Raw genomic sequence first — 25946 nt, 5'->3', positions numbered from 1 at the left:
CTTTTTTATATTTTAAACAAAATTGTTAAAAAAACGAATGTTGAAAATTCAATAAAATCCTTAACTTAATGCCACTAGGCGTGCATAGCATCCACAAAGGTAAATTTGGATTATCTTAATAATGAAAAATGACCTTTATGGATTCGGCCGTCTTGCCGATAAACTACAAACCAAAAGTCAGTAGCCAGCATTGGTCGGCCATTGTAATTCCCGTCCCAACCCGCTGTATCTGATTTAAACGATTTTATTATTTTTCCATAACGGTCATAAATAATAACCTTGAAATCCGGTTCCTGTTCTGAATTTTTTATTAACCAGGTGTCATTAAATCCATCATCGTTTGGCGTGAAATATTTTTCATAATTCAATAACCAAATTTCCTGCTTGACGGTTTGACAACCCTCTCTATTTCGAACGGATACGGTATACAATCCAGCCTCCAAATTAGTAAAGGAATTACTGTCTTGATAGTTGTTGTTATCTATGGAATATTCAAAGGCAACATTATTAGAAGTAACAACTTGAATACTATTTTCACTTGGAGTCCAGTCGTGTGTTTCTATTTTTTCGATAACTGGAATTTCAGGGATAATAACAGCAATGTCTTCCGTATTGGTGCAGGAAGTGTTTGTATTATTGCATATCCCGTAAGCATTTGTTGTGGTGACCGTTAGTTTGGTTACGCCAAGTTGACTAACTGTAATAATAGGTGTTGTTAAACCATTAGACCACGAGTAAGTGGTTGAAGCAAGATTATTTAAGGACGCATCAAGAACAACTGGAGATTGGGTACAATTTAAAGTTGTAGGGATTACATTTATTTTCGGAATTTGCCCTGCAATTAAATCAAATGAAGTTGTTTCATAACAGTTTGGCAATTGATTGAAAACTAATCGACTATAAATGGTTTGTGGGTTAGTGGTAGCTATAAAATTGACTAAATTCACTATTGGGTTAATCGCTGCTTGTGCATTTGTCAAAGAAGTATAGTAACTTAAAGTATACTCATTGGGAGATTGGTTGCCAAGGATGATGCTGTTTTGAGACGTTAAATCAAAAACTTCATTTCCTGTAATTGTAGTGACACATTTTAAGATATCGCAGGGTTTAATATTATTCACTAATGAGACTAAAGACGAGACGTTGAATATTTTGTTTTTTATTCCGCCACAATTGTCTTCCACTTGAAAAGTATAAATAGCAGGAGGTAAATTGACAAAAACATTTGAGTTTCCATTATCCAATACAAACGGAACACCATCTTTAGTGATTATGGAATAATGTAAGGGTAAAGTGCCATTGGCCTTAATAATCACATCTAAACTTCCGCTGATGGTGCAGGCAATTCTGTTGGCATCCGTTATTTCTAAGGCCTCGTTAAACGTTAAATTTGGTGCTAAAATTTCTACGCAATTTTTGGTTTCAGTTGCAACGGTTCCATTATTTATGGCAACGCCATTATTATAAGTGGAAAAGGTGCGAACAATTCTAAACGTGCCGCTAAAAGTTAAATTTAAATTGGTGGTTGTATTGTCTATTTGAAATGAATTGGCAGCTGTGGGAACAGTCCCATCAACGTATGCAATCATGGTATCTGGATGTCCCCATATATTCGTGCCTATATTTAATAGTTTTTGTATCCAAAATGTTTCATTGATATTTCCGTTACTGACAAAATCCAGTGGGATATCAAATGAGCCGCAGTTTGGATTTAAAGAGAAAGTACTTTTGGTGATTTTATATCCATCTATAGCAACATCAATGGTGTTGTTAAACCCACATTCATCAATTGAGCTAAATTTGTAGTTTCCTGCAGGCAAAGCATCCAAATAAAATGTACCATCTGTTATGATATTAATGGAAGCATCAAAGGGTAATGTATTTGGGAAATTTGTAGGGGCCGAAATAACCGTAACTGATTTTAGTTTATTAGAATTTTTACTCGTTATTTTTACGGCACCCGTTTGCAAATCGCAACCTTGCCGCGTATCGAAGGTTATTCCTTGGTTTATATATACAGGAAGAGACACTGGAACTGGTGCAATTACATCATTGCAGGTATTTGTCAATAAAAACACATAATCACCTAACGGAACAGGGTCAAGGATTAAAACGCCATTTGTATCTATAAATGAAGAAACATCGTTAGGTAAGGGGAATGCATATTCAGCAGGAGCAGCCGTAATTATTGCCGTTGCTATGTGGTAATTGGACAATAAATTAACGGTGATTTTTCCGGAATTAGTCAAACATCCATTGTTAGTGGCCTCGGGAGTTGGTATGGGTGGAACACTTAAAATGGTTAATGATCTAGTGGTTGTTCTCCCACAAGCATCCAGAATTGTTACTGTATAATCTCCTTTAGGTGTAGGGTTCGTAGCATTTCCAAAATCTACATCTTCAGTATTAAAGGGACCTGGATAATTTGCGTTAAATGAATTAGGGTTAAAACCTGCTGGGGCATTGGTGAAATTTAGCGTGTAAGGAGGAGTGAAATTGGTAGTAGAGAGCATAAAATAATTTTGGTTGCATTCTAAGTCAATCAGGGTTGTTTTTAAAATGATAGCTTGGTTGGGTACAAAATTTTTAAGATATGTTTTTCCGCAAATGTCTTTTATTGACAGGTCATAGGAATAATTTTGATTTAGATATAAGGGGATGGTTTCAGATAAATCTTGAGTATTTGGATTTCCGGTGTTTAGGGAATTAATAATAATAATATCCGGATCGCCATTAGGCGGATGTACTGTATATTGGATGGAAAGAGGGTAGCCAATAATGGTTCCTGCAGCAGGTGTGATGGTATTTGTAGCAACAGTAAAATTGCAAGATGATGGATTAGTATTAGAAAAGATTGGTGAGCCGATTTTCAAGTCAGCGGGATTTAATGTTGCCGTAAAAGTTTGAACTACGCCAACGCCACAAGTATCAAAAACCCGAATTTTATATACACCAACGGATAAACCTATAAATGTATTGGAGGCTTGTAAAGGAAACAGTTTTGGACCTGAAAAAATTTCATAATTGGCAGCTACTCCAGAAATTATGGTAACCGAGATATTACTCGTAGACGAGCATGCCTGATTTAGACTTTGTACGGAATAGGTTAATGGTACCACGGTACTAGTAATGGTAACGTCTGTTTGTTGTGAAGTAGTAGTATTTCCCACAGTTTCTTTCGCAATAACCCTATAATCTCCTGAAGAAAGTCCATTTATAGAATTTGTGTTTACAGAAGTAAACGGGACTGTGGTGTTGGGCAATTTGTAAATTATATATACAATGGTTCCGTTTGGATTGACATTAGCGGGGTTGAATGCCAAAGAACCGTTTCCATTACAAGTTTCAGAAGTTGGCGTAACAGCCAATGTAAAACCAAAACTGAAAGTAGGGGTTAGGACAGATCCAAAAATTAAAAAAAGGATAACCCATTTTTTCATACGTAGTTACTATTTGTTTTTTAGATTCTAAATATACAAATAGTGTCTTTCATTAAACAGATGCAGTGTAATATTTTTATAAAAAAAACATTAATTTAAAAAGTGAAGTTTTTTCACATCGATTTTAATAGATAAAAAGGCTTTAAAATGGTATTAACAAAGGCTAGGAGGCGAGTCTCCTTTTTATAGAATCACAGTTTCAACAATCTTTCTGTGACTTTTATGCTATTCAAAGAATCAAGCTTTTGGCTCAATTCTATAATCCCCATTTTTTTATTTGCTTCTAAATTGAGCATCATATATTCCAATTTTATCGAATGGAATTTGATGCCATGGCAATAGAAATTTTTTGTAATCCGAAATTGTTGTAATCTCACTTCTTCTTTTCAATATTATATCATTAAAGCTCTGAAATTTATACGATTTTCTGAGTATTAAGGATTTCGAGTTTATCGCCTGATTATCATTTGCATAGTTTCTATCCGAATCAATAAGCAAATTTTTCAAATCGGGATATCGAGTTTGCCACAATTCACTTTGCCAATCGAATGCGTGCATCGCTTTATACATTGGGCGATTCACTAGTTTTAATGTTTTCTGCCAAGCTTCATCTCCCCAAGCGGTTTGGCTTATTGCCGCATGACAATCTGCAAAAATATTGCCCTCAATAAAGTTGTCTTTCCCTCCATGAATCTGTATGCCCCCGAATTGATTATGGGAAGATCTCAAAAAAAGGTTTTCATAAATTCCAAAGCCACAAATGGAGTCATCTAATCGTATTCCGGAAACCATATGCAAATTAGGAATACCTATATCACGAAAGAAATTCCACCGGATGACGTTGCCCCTATACAATGGATTCCCATATACATCTATGGCCCCTTGGTCATCGGACTCCATAACACATTTTGTAAATTCATTCATCTCAATCAACATTTCATTGCCTTCAAGCCGAATTGCACTGCTCGGAATATCAGAGAACAAACAGTTTCGGACTTTGATTCCTACTCCTTCGAGCAAAATAGCCGGGGTATATGTTCTGTCAATTCTTGAAAGGTCGCTTATTTTACAATTCTCAATAATACTTCCGGAACTGACTAAGGTTTGCATATCACCAGCTTGTACATAAATCCCGCCCCTCCCCATGCTTTCGATTGTACAGGAATGAACCAGATGAGAATTGCCTCCTTCAATTTTTATCCCAGTGCCAGAAGCATCTTTTACCGAGCAATTCGCCAGTGTTAAATTAGAACAATTTGTAAAAACTAAGCCGTCACCACGTATATATCTAAAATCGAGGTCTTTAATGGTAAGGTAATCGCAGTTTTCGACCTGAAATGCTGGACCGGTAAGGCTAAGAGTGCAATTCTCAGGTTTGAAATTAGTATTGGGAAAATACCAAATTTTCTTATCTTCGACTGAAACATACCATTCTCCAGGACTATCCAATTCAGATAATGCATTGACAACATGCCATTTGCTTTTCCCAAAACCATATTGATTGAAAGGAGGTTGTAGTTCGATAAGGAAGTTTTTCGGCGATACCGATTTCAGTTTCTCGTATGCGTCTGCCCATAAATACTTCCAATATCCATGCAACCAAACATCTTTATCCAATGCCCATTTTGTCGTCCTTGCATCTTTAAATTCATTTAAAGAAACAATAGTATCATGAGTATTGGGCCATCGCGCCATTCGTTGCGGACTGCCTTCATAGAATAATTCAGGCACAGGAAAAGTCTTGAAACTGGAGTTTCCGCCTTCTGCCCGCTTGCTGGAAAAACCACCAAATACCAGACTGTCAATACTGTTTATATTATTTTCCTTTAAATCAGCATACCAAACCTTATTTCTGGAAGTTTCGGGTAAACGACTAAGGATTACTGGATTTGTTTCTTTATGCCAATATTTTAATGTTTTCCCGCCAGACACCAATACTTTTTTACTGGATGAGGCTGATCTGATAATATAAGGATTCTGTGGTGTTCCTGTATTTTCTGAATTGAGCCTAATTGAGGTATCAAGCGAGTAAGTAGCACCTTCAATAACAATTTCAATAGTCCCTTGAGGAAGATTAGTTTTTTTTTGTAATAACCTCGCCGCGTCAAGTGCCTTTTCGATTGAGTTGAAAGTTTGCCCGTGCATTTCAATCTTGTTTACACTATCAGGGTTTGAATTTACATAAAAAGTGGCAACTGTTTTTTTGTAGAAAGGAATAGAAGTTTTTTGATTTATTAGCAAACCATCCAATTTTCTTTCTAATTCTTCAACCTTTAATTTGTGATGTGCAGGAATAACCGCCAGCATTTTAATTTTGGATAATGTGAGCCGACAATCATCCTTGAGATTCATCTCAAACTGTGCCTCGGCAAGTCGCAAATAAACAAGTGACTGATAGGCCGCAGGAATGTTTTCTTTATCAATAATCATTCGATAATGTTGAATCGCCTGATCTAGTTTGTTCTTTTTCCAGTAGGCATCGGCCTCTTGAATTTTGCTTTCTAGAGTGGATAAATGGATTTCATTATGGGGCAAAAGAATTTCAGAAGTGCCATTAGTTTGTCCTTGTACAGCTATCATTCCAGCGCAACTGAGAAATAATCCTAACAGTAATTTTTCCATAATTTTTATTTTTTTTCTTCTATTTATCGTTTCACAACTTGCCTCTCTTTGGTTTTGACAACGATTCTCAAATATTACATTTTCCATAAATGTAAAGTTTCATAACGTTGTTAATTGCATGAAAATACATTTCTTAAAAAAAAACAGGGTGTTATCCTAATTTTTTATAAAATCACAGTTTCAATAATCGTTCCGTGGCCTTTATCAAAGTGTCATCGTCTTTGGCGAAGCAAAAACGGAGGCATTTTACGTCTTTCCCTTCCCCATAAAAGGGAGAAAGCGGAATAGTTGCCACTCCATAATCGGTGACCAATCTTTTGGCGAAATCCAAATCATTTTCATCGGAGAAATTGGCATAGGAAGCCACTTGAAAGTAAGTACCTTCGCAACGAAACAATTCAAATTTGGTTTCCTGCATCAGGGTTCTGAAAAAATCCCTTTTTTGTTGGTAAAAAGATCCCAATTCCGAAACTTCCACCAAATCAATATAGTCGTTAATGGCATATTGGGCAAGGCTGTTGACGCTGAAAACCAAGAACTGGTGTACTTTTTTAATTTCTATCATCAAAGATTCCGGAGCAATGAGGTACCCGATTTTCCAACCCGTAATGTGAAACGATTTCCCAAAGGAAGAAACGATTACGCTTCGTTCCCATAATTTTTGACGTTGATTTGCCGAAATGTGCTTGTTTTCGAAAGTGATGTATTCATACACTTCATCCGAAAGCAAAATGACATTGGGGTACAAATCCAACAGGTTTTCCAATTGGATAAAATCCGTTGAAGTCCAGATTTTCCCCGTAGGATTGTGCGGGTTGTTGGTGACAATCATTCGGGTTTTACCGTTCATTGCTTCTGTAATCGCATCCCAATTCGGCGTAAAATCATCTTTTAAAGGGACACGAACTGGTTTGGCACCGCACAATAAAATGGCGGCTTCATAACTGTCGTAACTCGGATCCAAGATAATGACTTCATCGTCTTTATAGACCAAGGCTTGAATGGCGGCAAAAATCCCTTCGGTGGCACCGGCGGTTACCAATACTTCGGTGGCGGGATTCACTTTCCTTTGGTAGGAATTTTGGGTAAGTTTGGCAATTTTATCCAACAATGGCGGAAATCCTGCCATGGGTAAATACTGATGGATTTCTTTTTTCGCCCATTTGGAAACCAACGCTTTTAATCGGGCATCCACAGGAAAGTTGGGAAATCCCTGAGATAGGTTAATGGCTTGATATTCATTTGCCAATTGCGACATTATAGTAAAAATGCTCGTACCAAGATGTGGAAGTTTACTCATAAACCAACGTTATTTTTTCAATTTATAAAAGTACTGGTTTTAATTGATTTTTTGGATTTGTTTTTAGTGGTCATTGCGTCCCGTCGTCATTGCGAGCACAACGCAGTGGATTATGGTAATCTGTAGTTGATTTATGAAACCAAAAAAAACTTTATTCAGAAAACCCCCAATCCAACGACTATTTACATATATTTACATACATCAAAAAACACATCCTATGAAAAAAAAATACTTCTTGGTACTGGTTTTATTACTATTTGCAAGTGTAAACGCACAAATCATCAAATTTCCTGATGCTAATTTTAAGGCAAAACTTTTAGCGGACGGGATAGATACTAATGGCAACGGTGAGGTTGAAGTTAATGAAGCTCAACAGGTTGAGTTTTTAACTCTAGAGGCGTCTTCCATTTCGTCCTTGGAAGGAATATCGAGTTTTACAAATCTACGGGCATTATCTTGCAATAATAATCAACTTACTTCATTAAATGTAAACGATTTAATAAACTTAGAACAGCTGTCTTGTGATTACAACCAACTTACTTCTTTAGATGTAAGTAGTTTGACAAAAATAAGCTATTTAACCTGTGGCAACAATCTACTTACTTCTTTAAATATTAGTGGCTTGATTAATCTCCAATTTTTGCTATTTGATTATAATCAACTCGTATCAATAGATTTGAGCAGTTCAACTAATCTTTTAGATTTGTATGTTGGCAACAACCAACTTACGTCCTTAAATCTAAGTGGTTTAACAAAACTCAGACAGTTGTATTGCTATTATAACCAGCTCACCAGTATAGATATAATCGGTTTAACAAGTTTAGGTACTTTAAGTTGTGAATACAATCAATTATCTTCTCTGGATTTAAGTGGCTTGCCAAATCTTAACAGTCTGTCTTGTAGTAATAATAAACTTTCTTCCTTGGATATTACTGGCTTACCCAATCTTACATCTTTTCAATTTTGGAATAATCAAATAAAAACTATAGATTTTTCTAGTTCATCAAATATAATAGAATTGGAAGGTGGTCAAAACCCAATAGAGTTTATAGACTTTTCATATCTGCCTAATTTAGAAAATTTATGGATCGGATACACCCCTATTCATACATTTGACTTAAGTAATTTAAAAAAACTTAAAGGAGTTAATATTTCCAATTGTCCAAATTTGGAATATGTGAGTCTCAAAAACGGGAGTTTAGAAGATTTGACATTTTTTGAGGACTTATCCAGTCTGCAACTTGACGGCAGAAATTTTTCTAACTGCCCGAAACTCCAATACATCTGTGGAGACGAATCAGAATTGGCAGCCATCTCTCAGAAAATTTCCAGTTATAATTATGCTAATTGTGTAGTGGGCAGTTATTGCTCCTTCACACCCGGAGGAACATTTTATACCATTCAAGGCAACAACAGCTATGACAGCAACAACAATGGCTGCGATGTTTTAGATTTGCCAGCTGCTAATTTGAAATTTTCCATTACTGATGGAACCAACACGGGAAGTGTAATCGCTAATGCAACAGGAAGTTATTCTATTCCGGTTCAGGCAGGAACGCAAACCATAACGCCAGTTCTAGAAAACCCAAATTATTTCAATGTTTCGCCAACTAGTACAATAGTAACTTTCCCGACACAGGCAAGTCCGTTTACCCAAGATTTTTGCGTTACTGCCAATGGTGTTCATCCTGATTTAGAGGTTTCTATTTTGCCAATAACAAGAGCAATACCGGGCTTTGATGCCACGTATAAAGTCATTTATAAAAACAAGGGAAATCAAACCCAATCTGGATCTATAAATCTAAATTTCAATGATGCGGTTTTAGATTTGATTTCCGCAAATCCTCTAACTACAGTCCAAACCACAGATAATTTATCTTGGGATTTTGCCAATTTATTACCGTTTGAGACCAGAGAAATAACAGTAATAGTTAACGTGAATTCTCCTTTAGAAACTCCAGCGGTAAATAACGGTGATGTTTTGGCCTACAATGCAACCCTTATAAGTGCAGCAACGGACGAAACCCTAACGGACAATAGTTTTACTTTCAACCAAATTGCTGTGAATTCTTTCGACCCCAACGACAAAACCTGTATGGAAGGTACAATCATTGCTCCTAGCGCAGTGGGTAAAGAAGTGCATTACATGATTCGTTTTGAAAATAAAGGAACTGCAAATGCACAAAATATTGTGGTAAAAGATATGATTGACATTTCAAAATTTGACATCAGCTCTTTGGTTCCCACAAGCGGAAGCCATTCGTTTACAACGAGAATCACAAATACCAATCAGGTAGAATTCATTTTTGAAAACATCAATTTGCCTTTTGACGATGCCAACAATGACGGATATATCGCTTTTAAAATCAAAACAATGCCTAGTTTAACGGTTGGAGACTCGTTCAGCAATTCGGCCAGCATTTATTTTGATTACAATGCGCCAATTGTAACCAATACGGCAACAACCTCCATTCTTCAGGCTTTGGGAACACAGGATTTTGAGTTTGCCAATTATTTGAGCGTTTATCCAAATCCCGCAAAAAACCTTTTAAACATTGCTATTAAAAAGCAAATAGAGTTAACGTCAATTAGCATTTACAACACTTTGGGACAATTGGTTTTAGTGATTCCTAATGCGCAACAAGTTTCAAGTGTAGATGTTTCAGGTTTAAAAACCGGGAATTATTTCATCAAGGTCAATTCTGATAAAGGAAGCGCAAATGCGAAGTTTATAAAGGAGTAAATGGAGATTTTATGCCTGACAGGTTTTAAAAACCTGTCAGGTATAAATAAATTAAACCAGTAAAATCTCCAATATCTTAATCGCGGCGTCGCTGATCTTTGTTCCGGGACCAAAAACGGCAACTGCTCCGGCATCAAACAAAAACTGGTAATCTTGTGGCGGAATCACGCCACCCACAACCACCATAATATCTTGGCGACCGTATTTTTTGAGTTCTTCAATGACTTGGGGCACTAGTGTTTTGTGTCCTGCAGCAAGGGAAGAAACCCCAAGGATATGCACGTCGTTTTCTACAGCTTGTTTTGCCGCTTCGGCCGGTGTTTGAAAAAGAGGACCTATATCTACATCAAAACCGACATCGGCATAACCGGTAGCTACCACTTTAGCACCACGATCGTGTCCGTCTTGCCCCATTTTGGCAATCATAATTCTAGGGCGGCGTCCTTCTTTTTTGGCGAATTCGTCGGCTAGTTGTTTTGCTTGTTCAAAGCTTTTGTCGTCTTTTATTTCTTTACTGTACACGCCGCTAAAGGATTTAATTTGTGCTTTGTATCTTCCGAAAACGGTTTCCAGGGCATCGCTAATTTCGCCGAGAGTCGCTCGGTTTCTTGCGGCTTCAACTGCGAGTTCCAGTAAATTGCCTGCTCCGGTTTGGGCACAAAGGGTTAAATTTTTGAGTGAAAGTAGTACTTTTTTGGTATCTCGGGTTGCTTTTATGTACTCCAATTGTTTGAGTTGCTGTTTGCGCACCATTTGGTTATCCACATCCAAAATTTGCAACGGATCTTCTTTTTCCAATCGGTATTTGTTGACACCGACGATAATGTCCTGACTGCTATCAATCCGTGCTTGTTTTCTGGCAGCGGCTTCTTCGATACGAAGTTTTGGAATTCCAGATTCAATTGCTTTGGTCATGCCACCGAGTTCTTCAACTTCCTCGATGAGTTTCCACGCGTTTTGGGCAATTTCATTGGTCAGACTTTCCACATAATAGCTGCCTGCCCAAGGATCGACCGTTTTGGTGATTTTGGTTTCTTCCTGCAAATAGATTTGTGTGTTTCTCGCGATTCTGGCGGAGAAATCCGTAGGTAATGCAATCGCTTCATCCAAGGCATTGGTGTGCAACGACTGTGTACCGCCAAAAGCCGCAGCGGCCGCTTCAATACAGGTGCGCGCCACGTTATTAAAAGGATCTTGTTGGGTTAAACTCCATCCCGATGTTTGACAATGGGTGCGTAAAGCCAATGATTTATCATCTTTTGGGTTGAATTGTTTTACCAGTTTTGCCCAAATCATTCTACCGGCGCGCATTTTGGCAATTTCCATGAAATGGTTCATTCCAATGGCCCAGAAAAACGATAGGCGAGGAGCGAATTCATCGATTTTCATTCCTGTTGCCAATCCGGTTCGGATGTATTCCAATCCATCGGCAAGTGTATAGGCTAACTCAATATCGGCAGTGGCTCCCGCTTCCTGCATGTGATAACCCGAAATGGAAATCGAATTGAATTTCGGCATTTTCTTGCTGGTAAATTCAAAAATATCGGCAATGATTTTCATCGAAGGTGTCGGAGGATAGATATAGGTATTTCGGACCATAAATTCCTTCAAAATGTCATTTTGTATGGTTCCGGAAAGCTGTTCGGGTTTTACGCCTTGTTCTTCGGCGGCAACAATATAGAATGCCATAATAGGTAAAACGGCTCCATTCATTGTCATGGAAACCGACATTTCTTCGAGAGGAATATGGTCAAACAATACTTTCATATCTTCAACAGAGTCTATTGCAACCCCTGCTTTTCCGACGTCGCCAACCACGCGTTCATGATCAGAATCGTACCCGCGATGTGTGGGTAAATCGAATGCAATGGAAAGTCCTTTTTGTCCAGCGGCAAGATTTCGTCTGTAAAAAGCATTGCTTTCCTCGGCAGTCGAAAATCCTGCGTACTGGCGTATTGTCCAAGGTCGGCGAACGTACATTGTGGCATATGGCCCGCGTAAATTTGGCGCAAAGCCAGCTCCAAAATCAAGATGCTCGAGATTTTTGACATCTTCTTTGGAATACGTTGGTTTCACTTCAATACCTTCGGCGGTGAGAAAAGAAGGTTCCAGGTTTTGGGTTTGTTTCTCTTGTTCGAGCAGATCTCTCGGGTTGGGTACTGAACCTGGATTTTCTAGTTTTATATGTTGGAGGTCTTTTCGTATCATTTTTTTTGAATTACTCTTTTTCCAATCGTTCCTGCTCTATTTTCTCCGCCAATCGTCTTTCTATGATTGGTGTAATCAGGGCTTTTCTGGGCTTCATTTTTACGAAAGGAAACAATTCTAAATCGTGTTTCATCTTGTCGTCTTTGTTGGGATATTTGTTAGTCCCTAAAAGGACTTCTTTTCCAGAGTTGAACAATTCCTGCTCTTTGTCGGCACTCTCCTGAATTTTTCGTTTGATAATTCCGTTGTTGAGCTGCTTTAAGAAACCGCCATTGGCTTCAATATCTTTGAATAATGCTAAAGATTTTTCGGCTAATTGTTGGGTCAAACTTTCGATGTAATAACTTCCGTCGGATGGATTATTGACCTTGTCGAAATAGCTTTCACCTTTGAGAATCAACAATTGGTTTCTCGCAATACGATCCCCAAATTCATTGTCTTTATGATACAAGGCATCGTAAGGTAAATTAGCAATGCCATCTGCTCCACCCAGAATTGCAGACATGCATTCTGTGGTGGTTCGTAATAAATTCACGTTGTAATCGTAAAGTGTCTTGTTGCGTTTTGTTGGGGAAACTAAAAGATGACATTCAAAAGTAGGATTGAATTCTTTCGCAATCAAGTGGAACAATAGTCGTAATGCTCTAAGTTTTGCAATTTCGAAAAAGTAATTTGTTCCTACGGCTATTTGAAAAACAATGGGCTGATTTATTGTTGAAATCCTATTGAAATATTCATTGGCATGCGATAGACAATAGGCAATTTGTTGCACCATATTCGCTCCAGCATTTTGATACAAACTACCATCAATGCTGAGAATGGCACTTTTAGTAACTGTATTGGAAAGGAGATTTAATGTTTCGAAATTGTCTTTTTCAACAGTTGAGAACCAATTGCCATCCTTAGCCAATTGCCCTATTGGATCAAGATTGCAAAAGATAGTTGCCTTTTTATGTTGGGAAATTGTTTCAATTTTATTTACGAAATCGATTGAAATAAAAGATAAATGAAAGTAAATGGTAATTTTATCTAAAGGAAGACTATTGAGTAGTTTTATAACATCTGTTTTTTCGTCTTCAATGGTGAAACGAAGGCTTTCCGCACCACGTTCTATACTTTCGTTAGCTCTTGAAATCGATTTTTCTAAATCATGAACAAAGATATTTTGGCAAATTTGAAATGCTGTAGCTTTTGTATTTGTAGACAGTCCATTATCGAATTCATCCGCATGATAAAACGGCTTTACTTTGATGTCTTCGGGCGAATTCCAGATTAAGGTTTCATTGTAATCGGCCCCTTTAAGTTCAAACTGTATTTGCTGTTTCCATTTTTTGGAAGAAACAGGTTCAAATTCATGGAATAAATTTTTTTTCATTTGTTTATTGTTTTTCTCATCCTTGCAATCCCAATGGAGAGGGTACCGAAATGGAAATTAAAACTTAATAATTTACCTCCAATTCATTGGAGAACTTGAGGAAAGAATTATTTTTTCTTGACAGTATCGCCTTCGAATTCAATGATATAAATATCTTCACTGTCTTTTTTCATATAGTATTTTTCGCGAGCGTATTTTTCTATTTGGTCTGGGTTTTTAAGCAATTTGATGTTTTCCTGGTCCTTCTTAATCTCTTCCTCATAGTATTTTTTATTGTTTTCCAATTCATTGATTTCATTATCTAAAATCTGATGATCAAAATAGGAGTAATTGTCTAGAAACAACATCCAAGTACAAAAAAATAACAAAGCCCAAACATATTTATTGCTTAAAAATTTGAACCAAGCGGTTTCTTTATAAGGATTAGCCATTTTAATTGGAATAAATTATAATATCTTCTGATGAATTACCGCACGAACTACATCAATAGCAACTGTATTGTATTTGTCATTTGGAATAATAATATCTGCAAAAGCCTTTGTCGGCTCAATAAATTGCTGGTGCATGGGTTTTAGTGTCGTTTGATAACGGTTTAAAACCTCATCAATGTCGCGGCCTCGTTCGGCAATATCACGTTTCAAACGACGAATTAAACGTTCGTCAGAATCGGCATGAACAAAAATTTTGACATCAAACAAATCTCTCAATTCTGGATTTGCCAATATTAAAATACCTTCCACAATCATTACTTTTCTGGGATGCGTTGCAACAGTATCATCTGTTCGGTTGTGTTTTAAAAACGAATATACAGGCTGATTTACGGTTTTTCCTTCCTTCAATTCCTTGAGATGTGTAACAAGCAATTCAAAATCGATGGCACGAGGATGGTCAAAATTGATTAATGCTCGTTCATCAAAGTTCAAATTGTGGGTCTCTTTATAATAAGAATCTTGGGAGATAATTCCTACTTCGGTTTGTGGCAATTCATTCATGATTTGGTGAACCACAGTAGTTTTTCCACTACCTGTTCCTCCTGCAATTCCAATAATTAGCATCCAATTGTTGTGTTATGTTTAGTAATGACAAAAATAGGAATTTTATTGGGAGTGGATTTTGTTTTTCGGAAATGTTTTTAATTTGTTAGGAAGTTTATGCAAACCAAAACGGAATAATCCAACATTGGGACATTTTTTTGGTTAAAAAGCATATATTTTATCAAAACAGAATGCTCTTTTTTAATAAAAATAGTATTGTTGTTTATGCTAATGTCATAATTATATTCAATAAACATCAATTCAAGTTGTTAGTTAATTATTTTGTTGCGTTGGATAAAAAATCTCCAATGTAACTCTGAATCATTTTTAAATGTCACTTTTTATGGAATGTAAAATTGCATTTAACACCGTAAAAAATTACTTAACCTTTAAATTTAAATTGTTTTATGCAATTAGTGACTGGAATAAGTTATTTAAAAACAGAATTGGTTAGCCCCAACTTTATTAAAAGGAGATTGAGAGCAATTAATGTTTTTAAGACAGTAGCGGGCAATTTAAGCAAAATTCTTTTTTTTGAGGACAAATTTTTTAAATCTATACCTTTTCGTAAATTTTCAAAATTAATTTTGTCATTATTTAATTTGCTTTTGATGGCAAAGGAAAACCGGTTCAAATCTAAAAATTTTCGTAATGCTGGATTTTTTCTTTCGGCATCAGTAAACTTCGAGAAATCCATTTTTTTATTATAATATTCTTTTCTTTTTGAAAGGCTATTGCTGTCATGAACATAGCGGGCAAGTATTTTCCATGAAAATAGGACAGGATAAATTAATCCTATTCTAATCCATAAATCAGTGTCTTGACCACTTTTTAGATTAATGTCGAAATTGCCAATTTCCTCAAAAAGACTTTTGTGAAAAACGGCACAAGAAGTACAGATTGCAGTGGTTTTAACACTTGCGTCGAAGTAATTTACAATCTCGCAATCACTTGTTTTTTTGATGGAATATTGCGCTTCAATAATTTTTGCTGAAGTTTCAATTTCTATAGCCGCAGAAAACACTTTTTGATTCGAAAATCGATTAATGTTCTCAAACATTTCTTGCAAAAAATTAGGATACCAATAATCATCAGCATCAATAAAAGAAATATAATCTGATTGCGCCAAGGCAATCCCGTAATTTCGCGCTGAGGAAACACCCTCATTTTCTTTAGAAAAATATCGAATCCTGGCGTCAATAAACTGCTTTGCTTTTATTTCACTTGCATCTGTAGAACCATCATTTACAATAATAATTTCAAAATCAGTAAAACTTTGGTTGATGACACTTTTTAAAGTGTTTTCAATAAAGTTTTCCTTGTTGTATAGCGGAATGATGATGGAAAAAAAAGGCATTTATTTTTGAATTAATGGTTTGGAAAGCACAAGAATTGTTTCGTTTTTATCGAAACCGAACTTGTTTTCGTCAATAAAATTTGTTCGGATTTCAACATTGAAACCACAACTTTCCAATCGATCGTTTAACCCTAAAACAGAATATATTCGAACATGATCTTCTTGTCCAAAGTGCTTTAAGCGTTCTTCGTCTGATGCGATACTGAAATCCTCATAAATAGCACCTTCTTTAAATGGCGTTTGAACTAATGCTTTGGCGCCGGGTTTCATTACTCGAAATAATTCTTTCATTGCTGTGATATCATCAACAATATGTTCTAAAATATGATAGCAAATGATTAAATCTAAGCTATTGTCGGATATTTTTAGATTGGTTATGTCAAACTGATAATCTGCAATAAAATCTCCAGATAAATCAGTACTTAGATAGTTGATATTTGGATATTTTTTTAATCTTCGATACAAACATCTCGAAGGTGAGAAATCTAAAACAGTACTATTTGGAGTTAAAAATTCAGCTAGTAAAAGAGACCACAATCTTCGGTTTCTTTGCAAACTCCCACAACTTGGACATAAAGAGTCATAATTGGATATAGGAATAAATTTTTTTAAATTTTTATTGCATACAGGACATTGATGCGAATTTCCCGCATAGAATAAAGCATATAAACCTCTCAAATTTTCTTCTTGTTCAAAGAGCAATTTTCTAGGAACAATACTTGTAATTAATTTCTTAATTGTTTGATACATTACTTTTGTTTTCAAGGGTACACAAATATCCCAATCGATATAAATCAAATAGAAATAGGGAAGGATTAGTACTTGATAGATTTTTAAGAAAAGGAATTCGCGTTGTTTTATGGAAAAAAGAAAAAATAGGTATCAGTTTTAAATCTTTAATTTTAGAAAATATTTTTGAAATGCGAATGTAATCAGTTGGCAATAACCGATTGTCGATTAGATGTTTTAATGCCAATAAAGAATCATTTTCTTTTTTGATGGCATTTTCAAAATCATCCAGTCCATAATGATATATGGGATTGTCAATATGAACTATTTTTATTTTTTTTTGCATCAAATTATAAGAGAATAAGGTGTCCTCGTGTCTTAAATTTGGAATCGTTTCATTAAAAGAAACTTTTTCAAAAACAGCCTTGGGAATTAAAAAATTTAAAGTCAAAAAACATAAATAAGGATTGTGTTCCCTAGTATTATAAGGTAAAGCTTCTCTTTTTTTTCCATAAACCCAACGAAGTAGTTTGCTTTTTTCGGGTTTTTCAGTTTGATATAACAGACCGCCATTCACAATTTTCTCTTCGGTATTGATTTGCTGGATATATTCTGAAATAAAACTTTCTTTTTTAGGGAAAACATCGGAATCCAGAAAAAGCAACCAGTCGTATTTTGCTTTTTTTGCCAATAAATTTCTGATTTTGCTTCTGCCAATATTGGTTTCCAATATTTCATAACTGGAATGTTCTAACCCATTTATTTTTTCGTTTTCTAAAAAAAACAAATTTGAGGCATCATCCAAACAAATAATTTCAAAAATGATTCCTGTTGCTTCAACCTGCTTATGAAGTGTTGAAACCAGCTCAAAAACATTGTAATTATAGGTAGGAATAAGTATGGATAACATTATACTGTTGCTCTCTGTACGACTTCAAAAATTTTATTATCCTCACATTTCAATGTTTTGGATGGATATTTCATCAACAAGGCATAATCGTGAGTTGCCATGATTACCGTTTTACCGTTGGCATTAATTTTCCGTAACACTTCCATTATTTCAACACTTGTTTTAGGATCTAAATTTCCAGTTGGTTCATCCGCCAATATTAATTCGGGGTCGTTTAATAAAGCACGTGCAATGGCTACGCGCTGTTGTTCTCCGCCTGAAAGCTGGTGTGGCATTTGATTGGCAACCGATTTTAAATCTACTTTGTCTAAAACTTCGTCGATTTTTACCTGCATTTCTTCTTTGTCAGTCCACCCAGTCGCTTTCAAGACGAATAGCATGTTTTCTTTAACACTTCGGTCAGAAAGTAATTTGAAATCCTGAAATACAATTCCAATTTTACGTCTTAAATACGGAATGTTGTCTTCTTTCAGTGTAGCTAAATCATAATCTACAATACTTGCTTGTCCTTCGGTTAAAGGCAAATCAGCATAGAGTGTTTTCATGAAACTACTTTTTCCGGACCCTGTTTTACCTATGATATAAATAAATTCTCCATGATCTACTTCGAGGTTTATATTTGATAAAATGACTTTATTTTCTTGATAAATAGTTACGTTTCTCAAAAACAGAATAGGTTCAGACATATTGATTTTGTTTATTGGGTAAAAGTAATAAGATAACGTTGGTATTCAAAATAAATTTTAAGACTATTCACAGATAAATTCCAATTGTTAAAAAAATGTTCATAATAAAAATTGGTTTTGCTTCGTTATCACCTGCAGAGTAATACTTTTGAATCTATAAATAAAACAATGATGCGAAAATTTTCAGGGTTATTTTTTCTGCTTTTTTTAATGAAGTTGACAGTTGTTTCTGCCCAAAAATCGGCCATTTATACTAACGATTTACAGGATTATAATAGAGCCGTTTCTTTGTATAAAGACAATCAATACCAATCAGCACAAATTATTTTCGATCAGGTGATGGAAGTTAGTAAAAATGCTGATATTCAGTCTGATTGCGCTTATTACAGTGCTAGTAGTGCCATACATCTCAACCAAAACAATGCCGATGAATTAATTGAAAATTTTGTTCGGAATTATCCAACAAGTCCAAAACAGAATCAAGCGTATATTGAAGCTGCATTTTATTATTTTCAACAAGGAAATTTTCCAAACGCATTAAAATGGTTTGATAAAGTAGATGAAAATACGTTGAGTTATGACGATTTAGATCGGTTTAATTTTCAAAAAGGCTACAGTTATTTCACAACCAACAAGAAAAAAGAAGCTGCTCCTTATTTTAATAAGGTGTTAAAGTCAAAAGAATTTGGTTCGCAAGCTAAATATTATCTTGGTTTTATGGCTTATGATAATAATGATTATAAAAAAGCGACACAATATTTTGACGAAGTTTCAGGTGAAGAAAAATATAAAGAAAAACTGTCCTATTTTCAAGCGGATATGAATTTTAAATCGGGAAATTTTCAAAAAGCGATCGATTTAGGATTGGTAGCCATGCCGAAATCTAGTGTTGTAGAAAAATCAGAATTGAATAAAATCATTGGCGAGAGTTATTTTAATTTAAAACAATACGATAAAGCCATACCTTATCTAAAAACCTACAAAGGGAAAAAAGGTAGATGGAGTAATACCGATTTTTATCAATTAGGGTATGCATATTATGAACAAAAGGATTTTGAAAATGCCATTTCCCAATTCAATAAAATCATAGACGGCAATGACTTTGTGGCTCAAAATGCCTATTACCATTTGGGTGAAAGTTATATGAATACCGATAAAAAGCAACAAGCCTTAAATGCTTTTAAGAATGCTTCGGAAATGCAGTTTGATTTGAAAATTCAAGAAGATGCAAATTTAAATTATGCAAAATTGAGTTATGAAATAGGAAACTCCTATCAATCGGTTCCGGATGTTTTGGCTGCTTTCATTGAGAAATATCCAAATTCGACAAGCAAAGACGAAGTGGAATCCTTGTTAATCAATTCCTTTATCACGTCTAAAAATTACAAAGGTGCTTTAGATGTATTGGAAAAAAATAAAAGTTTTGCAAATAAACCAGTCTATCAAAAAGTTACTTTTTACAGAGGGCTGGAATTATATACTGACGGAAATTACAAAGATGCGTTGGCTATGTTTAAAAAATCTATAGCCGAACCTAGAGATCCCAAGTTTACAGCCAGGGCAACTTTCTGGAAAGGAGAGACGGAATATGTTCTTGATAATTTTAACGAGGCACTAATAACTTATAAGCAGTTTATTGCTATTCCAGAATCTAAAAATACATTAGAAAACAAAAATGTAAATTACAATATTGCATATTGTTATTTTAAACAAAAGGATTATGATCAAGCCGGAAATTACTTCCAAAGTCAGATAGAAATTAATAAGGTAGACAAAATTCGTTTGAATGATGCCTATTTGCGTTTGGGGGATTGTCGTTTTGTTACTGCAAAATATTGGCCAGCCATGGATGCTTATAATAAAGTCATTGAACTAAAAAGCGTAGATGCTGATTACGCTGCTTTTCAAAAAGCAATTAGTTATGGATTTGTATCTAAAAATGACAAAAAAATTGAGGATTTGAATAAATTCATTACACTTTATCCTAAATCACAGTATCGTGACGATGCATTGTTTGAGTTAGGAAGTACTTATGTCGTAGAAAAGAAAACCGATTTAGCCATTAAGACTTATGACCAGTTGATTAGCGAATTCAAAAACGGATTGTATGCGTCCAAATCGATTTTGCGCCAAGGTCTAATTTATTATAATGCCGAAAATGATGCGTTGGCTTTAGTTAAATTCAAAAAAATTGCTGCGGAATATCCCAAAAGTCCCGAAGCTCTAGAAGCAGTTGCTACGGCACGTTTAATTTATGTGGATAACGGAAAAGTAGATGAGTATGCTACATGGGTTCGTACGTTGGATTTTGTAGAAGTTTCAGATGCCGAACTGGATAATGACACTTATGAAGGGGCAGAAAAACAATATTTGCAAAATAACACGAAACAATCTATAGCTTCACTGAGTAATTATGTGATTAAATTTCCGAATGGGATCCATGCATTAAAAGCGAATTTTTATTTAGCACAATCTTATTTTTCAGATGGACTGGAAACCAATGCGATTCCTAATTATGAATATGTAATAGCTTTATCCAGAAATGAATTTACTGAACAATCGTTATCACGGTTAGCACAGATTTATTTAAAAAAGAAAGAAGCGGCAAAATCAATAATCATATTAAAACGATTGGAAACTGAAGCTGATTTTCCTCAAAACGTCACTTTTGCCCAATCCAATTTGATGAAAACGTACTACGAACAAAAGGATTATCCGAATGCAGTAGTGTATGCTGAAAAAGTTTTGGGGAATCCTAAAATGGATGATAAGGTCAAATCAGATGCACAAATCATTGTGGCTCGTTCTGCAATACAAACAAATGATGAGCCAAAAGCGAGAGCTGCGTATGCCAAATTGCTGACTATTGCCAAAGGAGAATTAGCTGCGGAAGCGTTATATTATGATGCCTATTTTAAAAATATAGATGGAAAATTTGAAGCTTCAAATGCCGCTGTTCAAAAACTAACCAAAGATTATTCGGGGTATAAATATTTTGGAGCGAAGGGATTGGTAGTGATGGCAAAAAACTTTTATGGATTGAAAGATAGTTTTCAGGCGACTTATATTTTAGACAGTGTCATTAAAAATTTCACCAATTTCCCTGATGTTGTTGAAGATGCTCAAAAACAATTAGATACAATTAAAGTACAAGAAGCTACTACTAATTCATCGATTCAGAATTAATTAGAGAAAAGATAATAGAATAAAGAGAAAGGAAACATAGCTAACTAATTAGTTAAAAAATAATTTAATACAGTTTTGGTTCTTGTCTCGAACTTCTAAAAAAAATAAACCATGAAAATCAAAATTGAATATACAACTGCTGTTCTTTTATTTCTTGCCAGTTTCCAAACGGTTTTGGCTCAAAAGAAAGATGAGAATATAGGGACTGAAGTAGTCAATGTAGTTAAACCTTATACGCCAACTATTTCTGATGCTTTTAAAGTTAAGGAAACCCCGAATTTAGAAGACGAAGACAATACTAAAAAAGAAAATATCAAGTACTCCATTTTCTCTTTTCCTGTAGCTTCAACATTTGCACCATCAAAGGGGAAAGCAGCAGGAGTCGATAAAGCAGCGGAAGAAACCCTATATAAAAATTATTTCACAGGAGGTTTAGGGAATTATTTAACCGCCTTTGCCGAACTGTATATTACTGAAAATATAGGTGATAATGATTATATATCCGCCATGGTAAAACATTTGTCTTCTAGAGGAGGAATTTCAGGAGTTCCAGTAAAAGATAATTATTTAAACACGGGAATAGATTTGACTTATGGAAGTAAAAAAAGTGATTATTCTTGGAATACCGATTTAGGGTATCAAATCCAAAAATACCATTGGTACGGTTTACCATCTGATTATGGTTCCTTATTAACGCCAGAAGTTAGAACAACTATTTATGATGGAATTGATAAAGGACAAACCTATAATGACTTTTACTTGGGTGGAAAAGTTAATTTTAGCGAAAGTGTTTTTAAAGAAATTGCATTGAAATACGATCGTTTTTGGGACGGATACAGTTCGGTTGAAAACCGGGTAATTGCAAAACCTTCATTCCAGTTTGATGTAGAAGAAGAAACAATAAAAACCAATTTGATTGTAGACTATGTTGGGGGAACTTTTGCAAAAGATCTTTCAGGCAGTACTCCAGCAGATTATGGTTATGTGAATTTTGGAATTCATCCTAGTTTTATGATGAAAAAAGACGACTGGTCCGTAAATTTTGGTGCCTCCGTTTTTTATAGTTCAGATCTGAAACACAGCAACAGTCAATTGTTTTTTTATCCAAAAATAAATGCTTCACTTAAAGTTGTTGGTGATTTGATGGTTTTTTATGCTGGAGCTGAAGGTGGTTTAGATCAGAATTCCTATAGGGATTTTGCTAATGAAAATCCCTTTTTGTCACCCAATATATTTGTGACGCCTACAGACAGACAATACGATCTTTTTGCAGGGTTAAAAGGAAAATTATCCAATTATATCAGTTATAACGTGAAAGGTTCCTATGTTAGCGAAAAAAACAAAGGCTTATTTTTAAGCAATCCATACAGCGACACAATCCTTGTTCAGGACGAATATAGATACGGGAATTCCTTTGGAGTTGTCTATGATGACATAAAAACAGCAAACCTTTTCGGAGAATTGAAAGGAGATTTTTCTAAAAATGTTTCTTTCGGAATAAACGGAACTTTTAGTTCTTTTTCTACTGCCAACCTACAAGAAGCCTGGAATTTACCCACCATAAAATTAGGAGCCAATCTTCAGGTCAATTTTACTGATGAATGGTATGCTGGTACCGATTTGTTTTTTGTAGGTGAAAGAAAAGATCAACAAGTGAATTTAAGTATTATGCCTTTAATTGCTTCAGATAACACCAAAACCTTAGACAGTTATTTTGATGCCAATGCACATCTCGGCTACAAATACAATAAGCGATTTACTGCTTTTTTGAGATTCAATAATATCGCAAATCAAGCCTATCAAAAATGGTTGAATACTCCAGTGCAATCCTTTCAAGTAATGCTGGGTGGCAATTATAAATTCGATTTTTAAATATATTTGCCACTAAGACACTAGGCCACAAAGTTTTTTTAATATTCTTGTGAATCTTGTTTCTGAGTTACGATGTCACTTTTATACCATCTTTATTAATACTCTTTGTGGCATAGCGCCTTAGTGGCAAAAAAAATATGACTCTAAAACAAAAAATATACCATCATTACATACAGCAAGTTCAAGACAAAATTGATGTTTTCAGAGACATGATTTCGGCTTTAACGGAAGATTCAAAAAACGATGCCAAAGGTTCTGCCGGAGACAAGCATGAAACGGCTTTATCGATGATGCATATTGAACAGGAAAAACTCAACCGTAAATTAGCAGAGATACTGGAACAAAAAGCCATTCTCGATAAAATTGACATCACTATCGTTTCCAGTAAAATAGCACTTGGAGGTTTGGTTCAAGCAAACGGCATGTTGCTTTTTATTGCTACCGCCTTACCCAAAATAACAGTTGAAAACAAGACTGTTTTTGCAGTTTCTCCGCAATCGCCTTTAGGCAGTAAATTAATGGGAAATGAGGTGGGTTTTTCGTTTGAGATTAATGGGACGAAGTATTTGGTGGAAAGCATTTGTTAATATGAGATAGTTGTTTTTCAATGTTTTTACAATCTCTAACTTTAAATACTAATTTCTCGAATTATTCATTTCATATTTTCAGTAAAATTAATTTATTAGTTATAATTTACAATCAATACGTAGATTTATGTTTGTAAATGACAACTTAAATCGCACCTTTGCTCCACAATTAGAAACAATCAATTAAAATATAGAATTATGTGCGGAATAGTATGTGCCTTTGATCTAAAACAAAAAGCAGAAGTTTTAAGACCACAAGTATTGGAAATGTCTAAAATCATTCGTCACCGTGGACCGGATTGGAGCGGTATTTTTAGTAATGATAAAGCAATTATGTCTCACGAACGTTTGGCTATTGTTGATCCAGCTTCAGGGAAACAACCTTTATTTAGCGAAGATAAAAACCTTGTTTTGGCTGCCAATGGCGAAATTTACAACCACAGAGAATTACGTAAACAATTTGAGGGTAAATATAAATTCCAAACCGAAAGCGACTGCGAAGTTATTTTGGCACTTTACAAAGAAAAAGGGGTTCATTTTATAGATGAAATGAACGGTATTTTTGGATTCGCCATTTATGATGTCGAAAAAGACGAGTATTTTGTGGCTCGTGATCACATGGGAATCATTCCATTGTATATTGGTTGGGATCAAAACGGTACTTTTTATGTAGCTTCAGAATTGAAAGCTTTAGAAGGTTATTGCACCAAAATCCAATTATTTCCTCCAGGACATTATATGTCCAGCAAAGACGGAGAATTTGTGCAGTGGTACAAAAGAGAATGGGTTGATTATGATGCGGTAAAAGACAACGTAACCAGCATTGACGAAATTAAAGTAGCTTTAGAAGCTGCGGTTCACAGACAATTGATGAGTGATGTGCCTTATGGAGTATTGCTTTCTGGAGGGTTAGATTCGTCTATTACTTCGGCTGTGGCCAAAAAATATGCACAAAAACGTATTGAATCCGGTGATGTTGCCGATGCTTGGTATCCACAACTACACTCATTTTCAGTAGGATTGGAAGGTTCTCCAGATTTAGCTGCGGCACGTATTGTAGCAGATCATATTGGAACCATTCACCATGAAATTAAATTTACCATTCAAGAAGGTTTAGATGCAGTTCGTGATGTGATTTATAACTTGGAAACCTATGATGTAACAACGATTAGAGCATCAACACCTATGTGGTTAATGGCCAGAGTTATTAAATCTATGGGAATCAAAATGGTGTTGTCAGGTGAAGGTGCTGATGAGTTGTTTGGAGGATATTTGTATTTTCACAAAGCGCCAAACGCTAGAGAATTTCATGAAGAAAACGTTCGTAAATTAGGAAAATTGCACATGTACGATTGTTTGCGTGCCAACAAAAGTTTAGCGGCTTGGGGAATTGAAGGTCGTGTACCGTTTTTAGATAAAGAATTTATGGATGTGGCGATGAGAATTAACCCACAAGATAAAATGATTAATAAGGAACATCCAATGGAAAAATGGGTGGTTCGTAAAGCTTTTGAAGATATGTTGCCGGCAAGTGTTGCCTGGAGACAAAAAGAACAATTTAGTGATGGAGTGGGGTACAGTTGGATTGACACTTTAAAAGAAGTAGTGGCTGTTGAAGTTTCGGATGAACAATTGGCAAATGCGAAGTATAAATTCCCTTTACAAACGCCAACATCTAAAGAGGAGTATTACTATCGTTCTATTTTTAACGAACATTTCCCAAGTGATGCTGCTGCTTTATGTGTACCACAGGAAGCAAGCGTGGCCTGTAGTACAAAAATTGCATTAGAATGGGATGAGGCATTCAAAAACATGAATGATCCTTCAGGAAGAGCAGTTGCTAATGTTCATGAGGATTCATATATAAAAGGATAAAACCATTTGGTTTACATAAATT

The 25946-nt window shown here is 35.3% G+C and carries 16 protein-coding genes; 5 read left to right on the top strand and 11 right to left on the bottom strand.

What is annotated here, in order from left to right; translation table 11 throughout:
• Positions 1–110: 110 nt before the first annotated feature.
• From DB895_RS00340 to DB895_RS00330, 3 genes are all read right to left on the bottom strand, one after another.
• A complete protein-coding gene (locus tag DB895_RS00340; protein ID WP_116723356.1) occupies positions 111–3440 on the bottom strand; it encodes a T9SS type B sorting domain-containing protein in 3330 nt (1109 codons plus the stop codon).
• A 273-nt stretch (positions 3441–3713) separates the two neighbouring features.
• The gene (locus DB895_RS00335) at positions 3714–6062 is read right to left on the bottom strand and encodes a right-handed parallel beta-helix repeat-containing protein (RefSeq protein ID WP_166426908.1); all 2349 of its coding nucleotides are present in this window, start codon (positions 6060–6062) and stop codon (positions 3714–3716) included.
• A 172-nt stretch (positions 6063–6234) separates the two neighbouring features.
• Positions 6235–7362, bottom strand: coding sequence for a methionine aminotransferase (locus tag DB895_RS00330; protein WP_116723354.1), 1128 nt, complete (start codon positions 7360–7362; stop codon positions 6235–6237).
• Positions 7363–7579: 217 nt separating this feature from the next.
• Here DB895_RS00330 and DB895_RS00325 point away from each other — a divergent pair, with 217 nt between their 5' ends.
• On the top strand, positions 7580–10105 hold the full coding sequence (locus tag DB895_RS00325; RefSeq protein ID WP_116723353.1) for a DUF7619 domain-containing protein: 2526 nt from the start codon (positions 7580–7582) through the stop codon (positions 10103–10105).
• A 51-nt stretch (positions 10106–10156) separates the two neighbouring features.
• On the opposite strand, the gene scpA is transcribed toward DB895_RS00325, so the two are convergent.
• The 8 genes from scpA to DB895_RS00285 all read right to left on the bottom strand — a co-directional run bounded on the left by scpA (position 10157) and on the right by DB895_RS00285 (position 18404).
• Entirely contained in the window at positions 10157–12313 is a 2157-nt protein-coding gene (gene scpA, locus DB895_RS00320; protein ID WP_116723352.1) for a methylmalonyl-CoA mutase, read from the bottom strand.
• Positions 12314–12323: 10 nt separating this feature from the next.
• On the bottom strand, positions 12324–13688 hold the full coding sequence (locus DB895_RS00315) for a methylmalonyl-CoA mutase subunit beta (protein WP_116723351.1): 1365 nt from the start codon (positions 13686–13688) through the stop codon (positions 12324–12326).
• Between the two features lie 107 nt (positions 13689–13795).
• On the bottom strand, positions 13796–14119 hold the full coding sequence (locus DB895_RS00310) for an FtsB family cell division protein (RefSeq protein WP_208012104.1): 324 nt from the start codon (positions 14117–14119) through the stop codon (positions 13796–13798).
• 15 nt (positions 14120–14134) lie between these two features.
• Entirely contained in the window at positions 14135–14743 is a 609-nt protein-coding gene (gene udk, locus DB895_RS00305) for a uridine kinase (protein ID WP_116723349.1), read from the bottom strand.
• A gap of 409 nt (positions 14744–15152) precedes the next feature.
• On the bottom strand, positions 15153–16079 hold the full coding sequence (locus DB895_RS00300) for a glycosyltransferase family 2 protein (RefSeq protein WP_116723348.1): 927 nt from the start codon (positions 16077–16079) through the stop codon (positions 15153–15155).
• Entirely contained in the window at positions 16080–16829 is a 750-nt protein-coding gene (locus tag DB895_RS00295; RefSeq protein WP_116723347.1) for a methyltransferase domain-containing protein, read from the bottom strand.
• A complete protein-coding gene (locus DB895_RS00290; RefSeq protein ID WP_116723346.1) occupies positions 16813–17718 on the bottom strand; it encodes a glycosyltransferase family 2 protein in 906 nt (301 codons plus the stop codon). Before DB895_RS00290 ends, DB895_RS00295 begins: the two co-directional genes overlap by 17 nt.
• Entirely contained in the window at positions 17718–18404 is a 687-nt protein-coding gene (locus DB895_RS00285) for a cell division ATP-binding protein FtsE (protein WP_116723345.1), read from the bottom strand. The genes DB895_RS00290 and DB895_RS00285 overlap by 1 nt, the downstream gene beginning before the upstream one ends.
• 171 nt (positions 18405–18575) lie before the next feature.
• Here DB895_RS00285 and DB895_RS00280 point away from each other — a divergent pair, with 171 nt between their 5' ends.
• The 4 genes from DB895_RS00280 to asnB all read left to right on the top strand — a co-directional run bounded on the left by DB895_RS00280 (position 18576) and on the right by asnB (position 25924).
• Positions 18576–21590: a tetratricopeptide repeat protein gene (locus DB895_RS00280; RefSeq protein WP_116723641.1), complete on the top strand. Its 3015-nt coding sequence runs from the start codon at positions 18576–18578 to the stop codon at positions 21588–21590.
• A gap of 111 nt (positions 21591–21701) precedes the next feature.
• Entirely contained in the window at positions 21702–23462 is a 1761-nt protein-coding gene (locus DB895_RS00275) for a TonB-dependent receptor (RefSeq protein WP_116723344.1), read from the top strand.
• Between the two features lie 137 nt (positions 23463–23599).
• On the top strand, positions 23600–24049 hold the full coding sequence (locus DB895_RS00270) for a hypothetical protein (protein ID WP_116723343.1): 450 nt from the start codon (positions 23600–23602) through the stop codon (positions 24047–24049).
• A 198-nt stretch (positions 24050–24247) separates the two neighbouring features.
• Entirely contained in the window at positions 24248–25924 is a 1677-nt protein-coding gene (gene asnB / locus DB895_RS00265; protein WP_116723342.1) for an asparagine synthase B, read from the top strand.
• Positions 25925–25946 lie beyond the last annotated feature (22 nt).

Source organism: Flavobacterium psychrotolerans, from assembly GCF_003097635.1.
Taxonomy (GTDB): Bacteria; Bacteroidota; Bacteroidia; order Flavobacteriales; family Flavobacteriaceae; genus Flavobacterium; species Flavobacterium psychrotolerans.
This window is presented reverse-complemented; position numbering and strand designations above follow the sequence as displayed.